Raw genomic sequence first — 16,480 nt, forward strand, 5'->3', positions numbered from 1 at the left:
ATACACGCGCGCCGGGAGGCCGGACAATCAGCTGAACCACGCGTCAACCTGATCCGCGATGTTCCAACCAGAGCAGGTAGACGGCGCCGTAGAGCGCAATGGCGGCGAACGTGAACCACTGAATCGCGTAGCTCAGGTGCGGACCGTCGTCCATGGCCGGCAACTGGAGTCGAGTCGGGGCGCCGACCGGACGCGGTCCGTTTGCCAGCTCGACGACGCTGTACGGCTCGATTGCGTAAGGCAGATCCGCCGTGGCGCGCGCGTAGTCGAGCTCTCTCCATGCGCGCGGATTGGTGGCGGACTGCGATGTGTCGTGGGTGCGCGCGGGCATCGGTTCGATGAATCCATCGACGGTGGTGCGTTCGGGCTCGAGCCACAACGAGGCGTTCACCGACGACGCATCGGGCGAGTAGACCCAGCCGCGATTCACGAGCACGGCGCGGGCGCCCGTGTCGGGCTTGAGCGGCGTGATGAGGAATACGCCGGGCGCACCATCGCGCGAGCGGCCGGTGATGACGAACTGGTGGTCGTAGTCGAACGTGCCGTGGACGCGCACGCGGCGATATTTCGCGAGCGCGGTGTCGCGCGGGATACTGTCGAGCGGCACCGGCGCCGCAGCCAGCCGCTGCTCGAACTGCGCATTGAACGCGCGGCGTTCGGCGAGCCGGTGCAGTTGCCACACGCCCAACCGTGCGAACAGCGCCGCCGCGCCCGCGGCGACGACGCATCCGATGACCGTGCGCCACGTCATGCAGCGCCGCGCCGCGGACGCCTAACGTTAGGCATCAAAAGAGGGACATCTGCTCGCCCAACTCACTCGGGTCCACCGGATGCTGTCCGAGCAGGCGTTGAAGTTGGCGGGCCGTCGCGGGACTGTGTCCGGCGAAATGGTTGTTCGCGTACCCGTACACCGCCGTCACCTTCTGCGCGAGCATCATGATGGCGTCCGCCCACGACTCGAGCTCGCGAGTGCGGTCCGCCTGAATGCGCGAATAGTCGACGATGTCACGATCGGGGCCCATCCACCGAATGTACGCAAAATCCGCTGTCGGCTTCTCCGCCAGTGCAAGCATTATGCGACGGGGGATCCATCGCGCATCGATGAGTGCCAACGCCACCCGGTGTTCGGCGAGCAGGGCGAGCACGCCTTCGTGTATCCATGCGCGCTGGCGGAACTCGATGGCGACGCGGATGTCGCGAGGCAGCGTCGGAAGAAATGCCGCCAGTGCGGGCAGCTCGGATGGCCCGAACTCCGGGCCGAGCTGAACCAGCACCGGCCCGAGTCTGGCGCCGAGTGCGCGGACCCGATCGAAGAATTGATCGGTGAGGTGGGCGCAGTCGCGCAGCTTGTGTTCGTGCGTAATTTCCTGCGGCATCTTGAGCGCGAACGTGAAGTGTCCGGAAGTGCGCTCGGCCCAACTTTGCACGGTGCGTTCCGGTGGAACCGCATAGAACGTCGAATCGACTTCGACGGTGTCGAACGCGCGAGCGTACACCGAAAGAAAATCAGCCGCGCGTGTATCGGGTGGATAGAACGGTCCCAGCCAGGCATCATAGTTCCAGCCTTGTGTTCCGATCCGCACCGTGGAAGGCATGACGTAAGAATCGCCATGCGCGGCACGGCGGTGTCAAGAGGTGCGCGGTTCGGCGGGCTTGAACGGCGCCTCGGACGTCGATCGCGGGACCTTGGAACCGCGCACGAGCAGCACCGGCACATCGGACTTGTGGCGGACGCCGTCGGCGACGCTGCCGTAGATGAGATCGGAGAAGAAGCGATGCCCGTGCGTGGACATCGCAATGAGATCGCACCGCTCGCGCGCTGCCGCATCGGCGATCTCGCGCGCGGGATCGCCGTTGGCGAGCACGGCATCCACGTCGAGGCCGTCCGCTTCGAGCGCCGCGGCGATGCGGCTCAAATACTCGCGATCCGCGCGCATTTCTTCGCTTTCGCGCAGGTCCAGTTGCCGCAGATTGCGCGCGGCCCATCCATCGGCCACGTGGATGAGGATGATGGACGCGTGGCAGAGTCGCGCGAGTGCGCGGACGTGATCCAGGATCGCGTCGTCGTACGGCGAATTCTCGAGCGGGACCAGAATGCGCGTGTACATGGCCGGTTCACTCGGTCGATGTGAGCGCCAGAAACTGCCGCAGGATGCGCTCCGTTAGGCCCCAGATGGTGCGGCCGCCGTGCTGATAGGTCGGCACGCGCCGCGGACCGCCCGTCAGTTCGAGCACTACCTCGCGTGTCGCCTCCGGCGCCCGCAGGGCATCCACGGGAACCCAGAACGCTTCAGCAACTTCGTCGCTCAGCGTCAGCGCAGCGTCACCGGCCACGACGCCGACGAACGGGGTGATTACGAGTCGCGGCAGTGCAACCGTCCGCGGCTGCACGTCGTCCAGGCGACCGAGAATCGCTCCGCTGCGCGACAGATCGAGTGCGGTTTCCTCGCGCGTCTCGCGCACGACAGTTTGCTCGATCGTTTCTCCCGGCTCCTGGCGTCCGCCAGGCAGCGCGAAGTGTCCGCTCCATGGATCGCCGGCGTAGGTGGCGCGTTTGATCATGAGCAGTTCCACCGGTTCCCGCTCGCGCGCCCTGAGCACCAGTGCCACCGCCGCTCGTCGTCCCCCGGCGCCTGTTTCGATCTCGACCGTCGCGCGCGTCTGCAACCGCTCGCGGAGCCGGGCAACGAGCGGCCGGAACAGGACCGATGCGGCAGAATCGTCGTTGCCTAACGGATTGCCGGCGCCGAGCGACACGCGCCGCTACTCCTCCAATGCTCCGCCGGCGTTCACCCACGCCATGAGCCCGCCCTCGAGTGAAAGTACGTTGGCGAACCCCAGCTCGGCCAGCGTTGCCGCCGCCGTCGCGGCCCGGCCGCCGCGTGCGCAATACAATAGGATGGTCCGATCTGTCTGGAGGCGCCGAGGAGCTTCGTCGCGCACGCGGGCGACGGGGATGTGAATGGCGCCGGCGATCCGAAATAAGTTCCACTCGTGCTGCTCGCGCACGTCGACGAACGTGACCTCGTCGCCACGCCGCTGCATTTCGATTACAGCTGACGCCGGCACCTCACGGTATCCCTTCTCTGCATCGTGCGCCATCTCGACTCTGTCCCGAATCCGGAAGTGATGTTGACCCTCGGGCGCGGCGGTGCCCGCTGCGTGCAAAGTAGCGCACGGCCTTCCCCGCCCGCAAAAGCGGCCGCTACTTTTCCCGGGTGACGACCACCAAGCGAGACGCTTTCGCCGCGCCCACGTGTTGACGCTTGCGCTCGTCGCCGCAGCGCCGTGGGTCGTCATTCCCATCGTCGCGATCTGGCGCGCGAGGGGTGATCCGTCGCTCGACCGTGAGCCGGTCGCCGACGCTGACGCACCGAAGGTTTCCGTCATCATTCCTGCCCGCAACGAAGCGTCGAACATCGCCGCCTGCGTCCAATCGATTTTGCTGTCGCACTATCCATCGCTCGAGGTGATCGTTGTCGACGATCACTCGGCGGACGACACGCTGGCCATCGCCCGGGTGATGGCCACCATCCACCATCGCGTGACCGCGATCGAGGCGCCGCCGTTGCCGGACGGCTGGTTCGGGAAGCAGTGGGCGTGCGAGCGCGGAGCTGCCGTGGCCTCGGGCGACATCTTGTGCTTCACCGACGCCGATACGCGACATGGCCGCGAGCTGTTGGCGAGGACGGTACACCGCCTGAAGCGGTGCGAAATGGATTTCGTGAGCGTTCTGGGGCGTCAGGTGATGTTGACGTTCTGGGAACGGCTGATTCAGCCGCAGGTCTTCGCGATGCTGTCGATGCGTTTTGGAGGCGCGCGCGCGGTGAATGAATCGCGGCGAGCGGTCGACAAGCTTGCGAACGGGCAGTACATGCTGCTTACGCGCGCTGCGTACGACGAGGTAGGCGGTCACGCCGCGGTGCGCGATCAGGTTGCCGAAGACCTGGCGTTGGCGCAGCGTCTCTTCGAGCATGGCAAGCGTACCGAGCTCGTCGAAGGTCGCAACCATCTGTCGACGCGGATGTACACCTCGTTCGGCACGCTCGTCCGCGGCTGGATGAAGAATATTTACGCCGGCGGCGTGCGTGCAACGCCGTTTGGATCGACCGGGCGTGCACTCTTACCGCTCGCACTTCTGGCTGGTCCGGCCGCCAGTTTGGCGCCGGTGGTCGTGCTGATCCTCTCGGCGTTTGGCCTGGTGTCCAGCGACTGGTTTGTGTGGTCGCTCATCGCGACCATCGCAACGCTGCTCTGGTGGGGCCAGGTGTACGTGCGCGCACCGATCGTCGGTGTGTCGCGAGCGCTGCGCTTCGCGGCGCTTTACCCGCTGGGGTCATTGATCTTGGGGTATATCGTCATCCGCGCGGTGGTGCGTGGACGGCGCGTCGAATGGCGCGGCAGAGAGTACGTCTCGGGCTGAAAAAGTACGAGGAAACCTTTTGCGGCCGGCGTTCGTCTTATGGTTGAAGCCTTCGGGCTTCTACTTCCTCCGAGTGGGGGCGCCCCCGGTACCTGTGCCGACAGGTATGCGGGGGCGTTCCACATCCGTTAGCGCTGACCCACCGCGTTCTGCGCGCCGGCGCCTTGCCATTTCTTGAACCACGCCAGCACGTAGGCAATCTTCACCATCATGTGGCTCGGTGTCGCCGCGATTTCGTGCGATGCGTTAGGCACACGCACCAGCGCCGCCGGCACCTTGCGAAGCTTGAGCGCCTCGTAGAATTGCTCGGCTTCGGAGCTCGGCGTCCGGTAGTCGACATCGCCGGTGATCATCATCGTCGGCGTCGTCACGTTGCCCACGTAGGTGATCGGCGAATATTTCATGTAGGTGTCGGCCTGCGACCACGGCACGCCAGTGAACCAGTACGTTAGGCCGAACTCGGACAGGTCGGTCGTCAACACCCAGCTGTACCAGTTGATCACCGGCTTCTGTACGACCGCCGCGCGGAACCGGTGCGTATGGCCCACGATCCACGCCGAGAGCACCCCGCCGCCGCTGCCGCCCGTGACGTAGAGATTGTCGGGGTCGATGTACCCTTTCGCGATCATCGCGTCCACGCCCGACATCAGATCGTCGTAGTCGTGGTCCGGGTAGTCGTGGTTGATGAGATTGCCGAACGTCTCGCCGTAGCTGGTGCTGCCCCGCGGGTTCATGTACAGGACGACATAGCCCGCGGCCGCGTATTGCTGCAGCTCCGCCGACCAGCGGTCGCCGTAGTCGAGATACGGACCGCCGTGGATCTCGAGCAGCAGCGGATACTTGTGGGAGGCCTCGAAGCCCGGCGGCGTGATCACCCATCCCTCCACGTCGCGCTGGTCGAACGACGACTTGACGTGAATCTCCTGCACCGCGCCTAACGTCTTCCCGCCCGGCCCGAACAATCCATCGTTGAGCCTCGTGAGACGAGCCACGGAGCCGGCGCGCACGCCCGTGACCGCCACGTCGGCCGGATGGTCCGGATCGGTCTCCGTAAATGCGATCCGCCCCGCGCGCGACGTCGAATACGACCCGCCCGGATACGGCCGGCCGATGTCCAACCCGCCGACGTGCGAGACGATCGGGGTCACCTTCCCGTCCAACATCACCAATCCGACCTTCGTGTCGCCCTGATCATCGTAGAGCGCGTAAATGCCGCGCCCATCCGCCGCCCACGACGGCGCGAACAGGTCGCGATCGAAGTTAGGCGTCACCTCGCGCGGCGACGACCCGTCCGCGTTCATCACGTACAGGTGCGTCACCTGGTAGCCTTGATGGTGGTCGTCGAATCCCGTGTACGCGACCATCCGCCCGTCCGGAGAAATCGCCGGCGAATTGTCGGGGCCATCGCGCGTCGTCAGCGCGCGCACCGCTCCACCCGCCACCGGCACCGAGTACACCTCCGTATTCAACGGCGTGTAGTCGCCGTCCGGATGCCGGTTGGCAGAAAAGTAAATCGTCTTGCCGTCGGGCGACCACACCGGCGCGCCGTCGTCGAACGGCCCGCTCGTGATCTGACGCGGCGCACCCCCGTCCGCGCTCACCACGAAGATGTGCACGTGCCCCGATGGCACATCCCCGCCGCCATCACGCCGGTAGACTAACGCGTCGGTGTACCGCGTCGGCGGCCCCCAGTCGGCGCCATCCGGCTTCGCCGGCAGCGTGACCAACGGCTTCACCGGCTCCGGCACGAACATCGCGAACGCGATGAACTCCCCGTTAGGCGACCACGCCGGCGCCGATGGCCCGTGCTCCACGTGCGTCACCGTGCCGTCGACCCCCGAGGCTAACCATCGCACGTGAATTTCGCTCGAGCCGTCCGCGTTCGACACGTATGCGATGCGCCCGCCGTCCGGCGACCATCGCGCCGACGCTTCGTTCCGCTCCCCGCCGCTCGTCAGCGGACGCTGCTCGCCGCCATCGGCGCTCACGAGCCACAGCGTCGATCGCTCGCGATCCTTCATGATGTCGTAGCGCGATCGCGCGTACACCACCTGCCGCCCATCCGGCGAAATCTGCGGATCCGCCGCCCACTGCAGCTCGAAGATGTCGCGCAGCGCGAACCGGTTGTTGCCTAACGAATCCTGCGCCCGCGGCGCCGTCGCCGCGACACACACCGCACACAGTGCACTCATCAACGTTCGCATCACATCTCCCGATCCAGAGACGCCCAACGCACCACCATCGCCGCCCTTAAGTTGGGCACCGGACTCAGACGCGCAAGCTCCTGTTTTTGAGGTCCTTCGGGATTTCCGGGAAGCGCGGCGGTGCTGGATTCCCCAACACAGGGTCAAGGATCACACCACCGGCGTTCTCTTCTCCTGAGCGAGTGCCTGGGATGCCGATCCCTCACGTCTTGTATCTCCGTTCATAAAGACGCGAACACAGCGGACACGATCACGAGCAACACCAAGCCTTTGATTTTTTTTGTCACTGCTTTGTCCGCTGTGTCCTGCTTTGTCCGCGTCTTCATGAGCGTAGCACTCTGCCCGTCCGGCCTGCGTCACGATCCATCTTCTCTCGTTCGTGACCCTGCCAAACGACACGCAAGACCGCTTCAAACCGCAATCCTTTGCACCGCCCCGCAAAGTTTCGCACCCGCTCCGCCACACCGCCACCGCTACGTTCGCGGCGTGCGCTCCCTCGAATCTTTCGCCGCCCTCCTCGCCGCCGCCAGCTCCACCGCCGGCCTCTCCGCCATCGCCACCGAGATCGGATTCCCCCCACACACCATCCGCCTCGACCCTGACCTCCAATCCACCCTCGGCTTGCCCAACGCCGTACGCTCGGCCCGCCTCGCGTCCGGCCGCGGCGCACTCCGCACCATCCTCGTCGAATGCGAACACGATACACCACTCCGCACCGTCGCCACTACCATCGCCCAACACTGCTCCGCCCACGCACCGCAATTGCTGTGGCTCCTCATCGCCACACAATACAACGGATGCGATCTAACGATCGCTACGTGGTCCGCCGACCGATCCAAACCACGCGTCGTCGCCCTCCACGTCGATCGCACTCACATCGTCCCCAGCGACGCTGAAACACTCGCCGCACTCGCCGCTACAGCCGCCGAACCCGATATCCTCGCCCACTCCGCCTGGCTCGATACACTCGGCCGCGATGCGCTCAGCAGAAAGTTCTATCGAAACCTCCAACTCGTCGTCGCCAACCTCGCCGCGTCAGCTACCCTCGGCGCCACACGGGTCACAACAACCGAACGGTCCGACCTCGCACTTCTCTACATCTCCCGACTGCTCTTCCTCAGCTTCATCCAAACAAAAGGATGGCTCGACCACGATCGACGCTTCCTCCACAATACGTTCGCCCGCTGCATGGAACGCGGCGGCAATTACCACTCACGCACCCTCCTTCCACTGTTCTTCGGCACCCTCAATACACCACCCCGCGCACGCGCGTCCACCGCTCGAGCCTTCGGACGCATTCCATTCCTCAACGGCGGCCTCTTTGCCCGCACCGCCCTCGAACGTCGCTACCCCCAACTCCGATTCCCCGACCATACCCTCGGCGCCGTCTTCGGAGAATTGCTGTCAAAGTACCGCTTCTCTCCCCGCGAAGAATCCGCCAATTGGTCGGAAGCGGCCGTCGACCCGGAAATGCTAGGCAAAGCGTTCGAATCGCTCATGGAGGCCAACAGCCGCCGCGCCTCCGGCGCGTTCTACACACCACGCCGCCTCGTCGCTACGGTTAGTCGAGCCGTCCTCGCACACGCGCTCGCTGTGGATGCTGTCGCGCCCGATACCGCGCGCGCCGCACTCGATGGGCTCATGCCTAACGCAGAAGACCGCCGCCGCCTCGCCGACCGCTGCGCCCGCATCACCGTCCTCGATCCCGCCTGCGGCAGCGGCGCATTCCTCGTCCACATCCTCGAGGAGCTCGCCGCCCTCCGCGCCCGCCTCGGCGACCACCGCCCGCCATGGCAAATCCGCCGCGATATGCTCACAAAATCCATCTTCGGCGTCGACATCAATCCCACCGCCGTCTGGCTCTGCGAGCTCCGCCTCTGGCTCTCCGTGGTCATCGATTGCGACACACACGATCCAATGCTCGTCCCGCCACTCCCAAACCTCGATCGCCATATCCGCGTCGGAGACTCGCTCGCCGGCGATACGTTCGAACCACCCGCCACCACCACATGGCGCGGCGGCCCACGACTCGCCCAACTCCGCGAACGCTACGCCCGCTCCAGCGGACGCCGTAAGCACACGCTGCAGCGCACGCTCGATCGCGCCGAACGCACGCTCGTCATTGCCCACCTCGAGCGACAACTCGCCGCCTCCTCCGCGCGTCGACGAGACATCCTCAGCGCCCTGCGCGGACGCGACCTCTTCGGCACTCGCACTACCCCCGCATCCGTGGCGCGCCAACGCCTCGCCGCAGAACGCGACCGAACCCGCGCACTGTCAGCCGCCCTTCGCGACGTGCGCAACGGAGGCGCGCTGCCCTTCGCCTGGGTCACCCACTTCCCCGACGTCGCTCGCCTCGGCGGCTTCACCACCATACTCGGCAACCCCCCGTGGGTACGGCTACACCGCATCCCAACCTCCGCACGCCTCGAGCTGCGCCGACGCTTTGCCTCCTACCGCAACGCGGCCTGGCCCCGCGGCGCCTCCGCCGCCCGCGCAACACTCGGCTTCGCCGCACAGGTCGACCTCGCCGCGCTCTTCACCGAACGCGCGCTCGCTTTGCTGCAACCCGCTGGCACCCTCGCCCTCCTTCTTCCATCAAAACTGTGGCGCGCCCTCGCTGGCGGCGGCCTCCGCGCCCAGATCCATCAACAGGCACACATCGTATCCCTCGAAGATTGGAGCGATGCGCCAAACCAATTCGAAGCCGCCGTCTATCCCTCCCTCCTCGTCGCCGAACGACTCCGGCAACCTGCCACACGCGAAAAACTCCACGAGATCCGCGACATCAGCACAACCGTCCACCGGCCTAACCGTACCACGCACTGGTGCATGCCGCATCACCGGCTGGCGCTTGACCTGGATCCTGCCAGCCCATGGCTGCTCGCACCCCCGGCCGTCCGCGACGCCTTCGATCTCCTCGCCAAAGAAGGAATCCCCCTCGTCGAGAGCGCGCTCGGCCCACCGCAACTCGGAGTCAAGTGTGGGTTGAACGAAGCCTTCATCGTACGAACCACCGACTCGGACACAATGATCGCGACCGTCGACGACGGCACACGAACCGGTCGCATCGAACGGACCCTCCTGCGCCCGCTCCTGCGCGGCGAACACCTGGCCGCATGGCGACGCGAGCCAAGCAGAAACGGCGAGTCCATCGTATGGACACACGACGCGCGCGGCGCACCGCTCCGAACGCTGCCGCCCCTCGCCCACACGTGGCTCGCCCGCTGGCGCGGGTCGCTCTCCCGCCGCGCCGATGCGCGCACACACGCACCCTGGTGGACGCTGTTCCGTACCGCCGCCGCCGCGAGCGAGCTCGCGCGCGTCGTGTGGGCCGATGTCGGGCGCACGCCGCGCGCACTCGTGCTCATGCCTAACGATCCGACCATCGCGCTCAATAGTTGCTACCTGCTGCCGTGCCGCGACCCGCGCGACGCCCACGCGCTCGCCGCATTGATGAATTCGCCGCTCGTTGCCGCATGGCTGGCCCTCATCGCCGAACCGGCCCGCGGCGGCTACCGACGCTTCCTCGCGTGGACCATCGCGCTTCTCCCCACGCCCCGCTCCTGGAACCGCGCCCGCGACATCCTCGCACCCATCGCCCAGCGCGCGCATCGCGGCCAACCCCCCGACAGCGACGAATTGCTCGACGCCACGCTCCGCGCCTACAACGTCCGACGATCCGACATCGACCCGCTCCTCCAATGGACCAGTTCCTGATCGGCAACCGCGCCGACGTGCGCGCCCTCATCGCAGACCTCTGGCTCCACGAGCCCGAAACGACGACAGCCACAACCATCGGACACATTGCGCTGCGCCCACACCAGCAATCCGCACTCGGCCGCGCTCGACGCGCAATCGCCGAACACGGCGGCGCACTCCTCGCCGATGAAGTCGGACTCGGCAAAACATTCGTCGCGGTCGCGCTCATCCGCGAAGCACGCCGCGCACTCGTCGTCGCACCCGCCGCGCTCCGCGATATGTGGCGCGATGCGCTCGCCCGCGGTTCCGGAGCGGCACGCATCATCTCTTACGACGCGCTGAGCCGAGGGTCGCTGCCTAACGGGGATTTCGACCTGGTGGTGCTCGATGAAGCACACCACGCGCGCAATCCAGCCACCAAACGCTACGCACGACTCGCCGCACTCACGGCACGCACGCCCGCCCTGCTCCTCTCGGCGACGCCAATCCACAACCACGCGAACGATCTCGCCGCCCTCCTTGCCCTCTTCCTCGGCGCCCGTGCATGGCAACTGAACGATGACCAGCGTGCCGCCTGCATCATTCGACGGGAACGCGCCGACATCGCCGCTGCCGCGCTGCCTGAGCTCACACCGCCGGTCTGGATACCGGTCGGAGATGATCACGAGCTCCTCGACCTGATCACGTCGCTCCCGCCACCCCTCCCGCCGCGCGATGGCGAAGACGGCGGCGCACTCGTCCATTGGGGACTCGCCAGACAATGGGCCTCGAGCCACGGTGCATTATTGCGCGCGCTCGATCGGCGGCTCGCGATCGCCACTGCGCTCGACGCCACGCTCGCCACCGGCCGCTATCCGTCCCGCGCAACGCTCGGAGCCTGGACGTGCGGAGACGACGCCGTCCAGTTGGCATTCCCGCAACTCTTCGAGGACGAGCGCCGCCTAACGGAAACCATGCGCGCCGTCGTCGCCGCGCACGCCGCCGCGGTCGCAGCGCTGCGCTCCCGCGCGCTCGCCAGCGTCTGGACCGACACCGAGCGCGCGCAACGACTGCACGAGCTCCGCGCGGCACACCCGGGCGAGAAGCTCGTCGCATTCTCCCAATTCACACACACCGTCCGCACCCTGTTTACCCGCCTGCCCGATCGCACCGGAGCGGCTGCACTCACCGCGCGCGGCGGCCACCTCACGAGCGGGCCAGTCACCCGGCGCGAGCTCCTTACCCGATTCGCCCCACGCGCCATGGCCTCCCACGCGCCGCGCGACATCGAGCGCATCGACTTCCTCCTCACCACCGACCTGCTCAGCGAAGGAGTCAACCTGCAAGACGCGTCCGTGGTCATCCACCTCGACCTCCCCTGGACGCCCGCCCGCCTCGAACAACGCGTGGGCCGCGCACGCCGCATCGGCTCGACACACAAAACCGTCGCCGTCTACGCCCTCTCGCCACCCGCGGCCGCCGAAGCGCTGCTTCGCGTCGAGCAACGGCTCCACGCCAAGCTCCGCGCCGCCAACCGCGCCATCGGCATCGCCGGCACCATCCTCCCCGTCGCCACGCCTAACGCAATGGAATGGGATCCGGCCGCGCCGTCGGCCGCCCGCCGCCAGGAAGCGCTGCGACAACGGCTCGCCGCATGGCGCTCGACCCAGGCGCCACACCTCGAACACGCCGTCCCGCTCCTCGCCGTCGAGCACACCGGCCGCCGCTGCATGCTCGCCGCGTTCCAACACGGCGATGCCCGCTGCTCCCTCGCCGGCAGCCTCGACGACCGCCCGTTCACCGACGACCCCGCGCTCCTCCTCACGATCGTCTCCCTGTTCGACGAAACGCCGCCGCAGTCCGCCGCACCGTCGCCGCCTAACGGGATCGTCGGTCATCTGCTCGAGCGCTGCAGCGAATGGCTCAGCCGACGCGCCGCAGTCGCAGCAACCGGCGGAGTGCTGCCCCTGCACGTGCCCAGCCGACGGCACGCCATGCGGCGCATCGTGGCCATCACCGCCCGCGCTCCACACCATCTCCGCCCAACGCTCGCGCCGCTCGCCGCACGCGCCCGCCGCGCCATTACGCTGCCCTTCGGCATCGGTGCGGAACGCGTGCTCGACGATCTTGCAACTGCCACGCTCCCCGACGAGGCATGGCTCCGCGCGCTCGGAACCTTTGCCGACGTCCAGGAACGAGCCCACCACAACGACCCCGACTCGCCCGTGCTCGTCGCCGCGCTCGTCGGCCTCGGATGACAGCCCGCGACCCGGCCCCCGCCGCATTCCTTCGCGGCTCTCGCCAGATCGCTCTAAATTGCGGGAATGCCGTCACGGAAACCGCTCGCAATTCTGTTCGATCTCGATGGAACGCTCGCCGATTCGCTCGAGCTCATCTTGGGCGCCTTCCGCCACACCTTCGCCACCCACCTGGGCGCTGTCCCCTCCGACACCGCGTGGATCGCGGGCATGGGAACCCCGCTCATCGCTCAGCTCCGCTCCCTCGTCGCCGACGAAGCGCTCGTCGAACCGATGACCGCCACCTACCGGTCATGGCAAAACGAGCATCACGACGAGCTCCTTCGCGAATTCGAAGGCGTGCGCGAAACGGTGTCCTTGCTGCACGACCGCGGCCACCGGATGGCGCTCGTCACGAGCAAAGCCACCGATGCAGCCAAACGGGCGCTGCACTTGATGGGCATCGACCCCCTTCTCGACCACGTCGTCGGATCTGACTCGACCACGACCCACAAACCCGACGCCGGTCCCGTCTTGCACGCGCTGGCGCTACTCCATCGCGATCCCACAGGAGCGATTTTTGTCGGCGATTCACCCCACGATATCGCAGCCGGGACCGCAGCCGGCGTCTTCACCGTGGCCGCCCTCTGGGGTCCTTTCAGCCGCCAAACCCTCGAAGCCGCACGACCCAGCCGCCTCATCGCGGACATCCGCGACCTTCCGCCCCTCGTTGAGGCCCTGACCGCCACCGCCCTGGCCCCTTCGCACACGTGATCGTTCAAACCTTTGGCCCCGCCAAACCATCTGATTCAGCGACGGCACGAGGATGCGCACTGAATGCTGACAGCCACGATGGCAGTGGTAACAACAATTCCGAGTGACGAGCCGCCAACCGACGTAGCACGAGCTGCGGCGGGTGACCGGCAAGCCTTCGAACGCGTGTACCGCGCCAACATGCAGCGGGTGTTTTCCATCTGCGTACGCATGTGCGGCGATCGCGTGAGAGCGGAAGAGTTGACGCAGGATGTGTTCGTCCGGGCCTGGGAAAAGCTGCCCCTGTTCCGCGGCGAAAGCGCATTCAGCACATGGCTCCATCGCCTCGCCGTCAACGTGCTGCTGAACGATCGGAAGACGCAGAGCCGCGAACGATCACGTGCCGCTGCAACCGATGACGATGAAGAAAACGAAGAATCGTACGGCGCGACGGCACCGCCATCGCACGCCGATCGGATGGATCTCGAGACAGCAATCGCCTTGCTGCCTCCCGGAGCACGACGCGTGTTCACGTTGCACGACATAGAAGGCTATCGACACGAGGAAATTGCCGAAATGCTCGGCGTGACCGCAGGCGGCAGTAAGGCGCAGCTCCACCGCGCCCGACTTCTCTTGCGCGAGGCACTGAACCGATGACCGACCAACTCTTCACCTGCGATCAATTCGACGCGATGCTTTCCGAGTACCTGGAAGGCACCCTCGATCCTGCTGCGCGCGCCGCGCTGGAATCGCACGCCTCTCGCTGCGGCCGGTGTCGCGCGTTGCTCGCCGACCTCACCACGATCACGACGGCGGCGACGGCGCTCCCCGATCTCGAGCCGTCGCGCGACCTGTGGCCGGGGATTGCGGACCGCATCGATGCACCGGTGGTCGCGCTGCACGACGCCGGCCGCCCCAACGCCGGCCGGCCCTTCGTTAGGCCGTGGTACCTGGCGCCGGCGCCGCTCGCCGCGGCGGCGGCCGTGCTCATCGCAGCCACGGCCGGCATCACACTCCTTGCCACCCGCACGGCGTTGCCGAACGGCAGCACCGTTGCCAGCACGGCCGGCAGCAGTACGCCGCTCGCGCGGGACGACTCGCTTCCCCTGATCCCGGCGCCTCCGCCGCGCGCGCGAAACGCGTCCGGCACCGCGCCTAACGCAGTGCCGGTTCAGGAAATCTACGCCCGCGAGATCGCCCAGCTCGACTCGATCGTCCGCGACCGGCGCTCGCAGCTCGACACCGCAACCATCGCGGTCATTGAAAAGAACCTCCAGATCATCGACCAGGCCATCGCCCAGAGTCGCGCGGCCCTGGATCGCGATCCGAACAGCCGCTTCCTGCACAACCAGTTGAACGACGCATACAACCAGAAGATCGCCCTGCTCCGCACTGTCGCTCTACTCCCTGCTCGCACGTGAGGCTCGCAATGTGTGCCCGATTCTATACTGCCATGTGCCTGGCCGCGGTGATGGCGGCCACGCCCGCGCTGCTGCCGGCGCAACGACAACACCGGGATGACGACGACGACGCCTCGTCCCGCATCGACACGACGGTCGCACTCTCCGCCGGCGGCGTCGTCGAGCTCTCGCTCATCTCGGGAGAGATCAAAGTCACCAGTTGGAACCGCGACCAGGTCCGCGTCCACGCCACGAGCGAAGAGGGCCTGCTGCAATTCGATGCGTCCAACGGTCGAGTGAGCCTCTCTGTCCGCTCGCAACACGGCAACATGGGCGACACGGAGTACCAAGTCACCATCCCGGCCGGCGCGCGCCTCATCACCCACAGCGTCTCCGCGGACATCACCACCGATGGCGGCAGCGATGTCGAAGCACGCTCCGTTAGCGGCGACGTCGCCGTCTCCAACGCAACGGGCCGAGCGACGATCGAGTCGGTGTCTGGAGGATTGAAAGCCAGAAACGTCGGCCGAGGACTCCGCGCCAGCACCGTGAGCGGCGATGTCGAAGCCAACGACATCACCGGTGACATCGACGCCCAGAGCACCAGCGGCGACATCGTGCTCAGCGGCACGAAGTCATCCTTCGTTCACACGCAAACCGTGAGCGGTGAAACGCGATTCGGTGGTACGGTCGATCGCGCGGGTCGCTATGAGTTTCACTCGCACTCCGGCGACATCCAGCTCGCGGTCCCATCGACCGGCGTCACCTTCGACGTCAACACGTTCAGCGGCGACCTGCAGAGCGATTACCCCATGACGCTCCAACCCGGCTCCGAAGTCGGCCACAAGCACATGGAATTCTCGATCAACGGCGGCGGCGCCCGAGTCACCGCCGAAACGTTCAGCGGCGACATCACGGTCGAACGACCCGGCCACTCCCACGAGGACTAACGACGATGCGAACCCTTGCTCACGGCACGCTTGCTCTCGCAGCCCTCGTTGCGCTCGCGGCGCCGGCGCTGGCGCAGAACACACAAACGCAGAACGGCGACACCTTCGACTGGTCGGGCGCTATTCCCGCGGGCAGCTGGCTCACCGTCCGCAATCTGAATGGTCCTGTGCGCGTCGAAGCCGCCTCGGGTGACGAGGCCTCGGTGCACGCTACCAAAGAATACCGCGGCGACGCCGAGCCGCAGCGCGTCCACTTTCAGGTCATGAAGGACGGCAGCAACGTCACCATCTGCGCACTCTGGAACGACGACGACACGTGTGACGACAACGGCTATCACTCCCACCACGATGGGAGCCACAACGATCACGTTTCGGTTCACTTCACCGTCAAGCTCCCCAAGGGCGTGAAGATGAACGCAGGCACGGTCAACGGTGACGTCAGCATCTCGGGCGCAACGGCGCCGGTCAAGGCACACACCGTAAATGGAACGGTTGAAGCAGCCACCGCGACCGGCCCCGTCGATGCGAGCACGGTCAACGGCGACGTCTCCGTGAGCATGGACGCGCTGAGCGGCGACGGCGATCTCAACTACAGCACGGTCAACGGATCGATCACCGCCGAGCTGCCGGCCGGCCTCAACGCGGACATCGATATGCAGACCGTCAACGGTTCGCTCACGTCGGACTTCCCCCTCACCCTGAGCGGATCCATCAACCCCCGACACCATCTGCACGCAACGATTGGATCCGGCGGCCGCCATATTGAATTCCACACGGTCAACGGCAGCATCGAGCTCAGGAAACACGGCTGACCGCGCGCCCGTAGTGTGGA

14 protein-coding genes are annotated in these 16,480 nt (G+C 66.5%); 8 read left to right on the forward strand and 6 right to left on the reverse strand.

Annotated elements, in window-relative coordinates:
* Nucleotides 1-43: 43 nt before the first annotated feature.
* The 5 genes from VFW04_07745 to VFW04_07765 are packed head-to-tail and all read right to left on the reverse strand — an operon-like array spanning nucleotide 44 to nucleotide 3,102.
* Nucleotides 44-751 (reverse strand): SURF1 family protein, encoded by a 708-nt coding sequence (locus tag VFW04_07745; protein HEX5179203.1) that lies wholly within the window; start codon nucleotides 749-751, stop codon nucleotides 44-46.
* A gap of 34 nt (nucleotides 752-785) precedes the next feature.
* The gene (locus VFW04_07750; protein ID HEX5179204.1) at nucleotides 786-1,595 is read right to left on the reverse strand and encodes a DUF72 domain-containing protein; all 810 of its coding nucleotides are present in this window, start codon (nucleotides 1,593-1,595) and stop codon (nucleotides 786-788) included.
* A 33-nt stretch (nucleotides 1,596-1,628) separates the two neighbouring features.
* Nucleotides 1,629-2,108, reverse strand: coding sequence for a universal stress protein (locus tag VFW04_07755; GenBank protein HEX5179205.1), 480 nt, complete (start codon nucleotides 2,106-2,108; stop codon nucleotides 1,629-1,631).
* Between the two features lie 7 nt (nucleotides 2,109-2,115).
* Nucleotides 2,116-2,757 carry a CoA pyrophosphatase gene (locus VFW04_07760; protein ID HEX5179206.1) on the reverse strand — a complete coding sequence of 214 codons (642 nt, stop codon included), beginning with the start codon at nucleotides 2,755-2,757 and terminating at the stop codon, nucleotides 2,116-2,118.
* Between the two features lie 6 nt (nucleotides 2,758-2,763).
* A complete protein-coding gene (locus VFW04_07765; GenBank protein HEX5179207.1) occupies nucleotides 2,764-3,102 on the reverse strand; it encodes a rhodanese-like domain-containing protein in 339 nt (112 codons plus the stop codon).
* A gap of 154 nt (nucleotides 3,103-3,256) precedes the next feature.
* Between VFW04_07765 and VFW04_07770 the strand changes: the two genes are divergently transcribed.
* On the forward strand, nucleotides 3,257-4,423 hold the full coding sequence (locus tag VFW04_07770) for a glycosyltransferase family 2 protein (protein HEX5179208.1): 1,167 nt from the start codon (nucleotides 3,257-3,259) through the stop codon (nucleotides 4,421-4,423).
* Nucleotides 4,424-4,551: 128 nt separating this feature from the next.
* Here VFW04_07770 and VFW04_07775 read toward each other — a convergent pair whose 3' ends face one another.
* On the reverse strand, nucleotides 4,552-6,627 hold the full coding sequence (locus VFW04_07775) for a S9 family peptidase (protein HEX5179209.1): 2,076 nt from the start codon (nucleotides 6,625-6,627) through the stop codon (nucleotides 4,552-4,554).
* 486 nt (nucleotides 6,628-7,113) lie between these two features.
* Between VFW04_07775 and VFW04_07780 the strand changes: the two genes are divergently transcribed.
* The 7 genes from VFW04_07780 (at nucleotide 7,114) to VFW04_07810 (ending at nucleotide 16,460) form a co-directional block, all read left to right on the forward strand.
* Nucleotides 7,114-10,347 carry a DNA methyltransferase gene (locus VFW04_07780; protein HEX5179210.1) on the forward strand — a complete coding sequence of 1,078 codons (3,234 nt, stop codon included), beginning with the start codon at nucleotides 7,114-7,116 and terminating at the stop codon, nucleotides 10,345-10,347.
* Nucleotides 10,332-12,566, forward strand: coding sequence for a DEAD/DEAH box helicase (locus tag VFW04_07785; protein ID HEX5179211.1), 2,235 nt, complete (start codon nucleotides 10,332-10,334; stop codon nucleotides 12,564-12,566). Before VFW04_07780 ends, VFW04_07785 begins: the two co-directional genes overlap by 16 nt.
* A gap of 66 nt (nucleotides 12,567-12,632) precedes the next feature.
* Nucleotides 12,633-13,319, forward strand: coding sequence for an HAD-IA family hydrolase (locus VFW04_07790; protein ID HEX5179212.1), 687 nt, complete (start codon nucleotides 12,633-12,635; stop codon nucleotides 13,317-13,319).
* A gap of 63 nt (nucleotides 13,320-13,382) precedes the next feature.
* Nucleotides 13,383-13,955 carry an RNA polymerase sigma factor gene (locus VFW04_07795; protein ID HEX5179213.1) on the forward strand — a complete coding sequence of 191 codons (573 nt, stop codon included), beginning with the start codon at nucleotides 13,383-13,385 and terminating at the stop codon, nucleotides 13,953-13,955.
* Nucleotides 13,952-14,719, forward strand: a complete 768-nt coding sequence (locus tag VFW04_07800) for a zf-HC2 domain-containing protein (GenBank protein HEX5179214.1) — start codon at nucleotides 13,952-13,954, stop codon at nucleotides 14,717-14,719. The genes VFW04_07795 and VFW04_07800 overlap by 4 nt, the downstream gene beginning before the upstream one ends.
* An 8-nt stretch (nucleotides 14,720-14,727) precedes the next feature.
* Nucleotides 14,728-15,648: a DUF4097 family beta strand repeat-containing protein gene (locus VFW04_07805; protein ID HEX5179215.1), complete on the forward strand. Its 921-nt coding sequence runs from the start codon at nucleotides 14,728-14,730 to the stop codon at nucleotides 15,646-15,648.
* Between the two features lie 167 nt (nucleotides 15,649-15,815).
* Nucleotides 15,816-16,460: a DUF4097 family beta strand repeat-containing protein gene (locus VFW04_07810; protein ID HEX5179216.1), complete on the forward strand. Its 645-nt coding sequence runs from the start codon at nucleotides 15,816-15,818 to the stop codon at nucleotides 16,458-16,460.
* Nucleotides 16,461-16,480: the final 20 nt, after the last annotated feature.

The organism is Gemmatimonadaceae bacterium, from assembly GCA_036273715.1.
Classification (GTDB): Bacteria; Gemmatimonadota; Gemmatimonadetes; order Gemmatimonadales; family Gemmatimonadaceae; genus JADGGM01.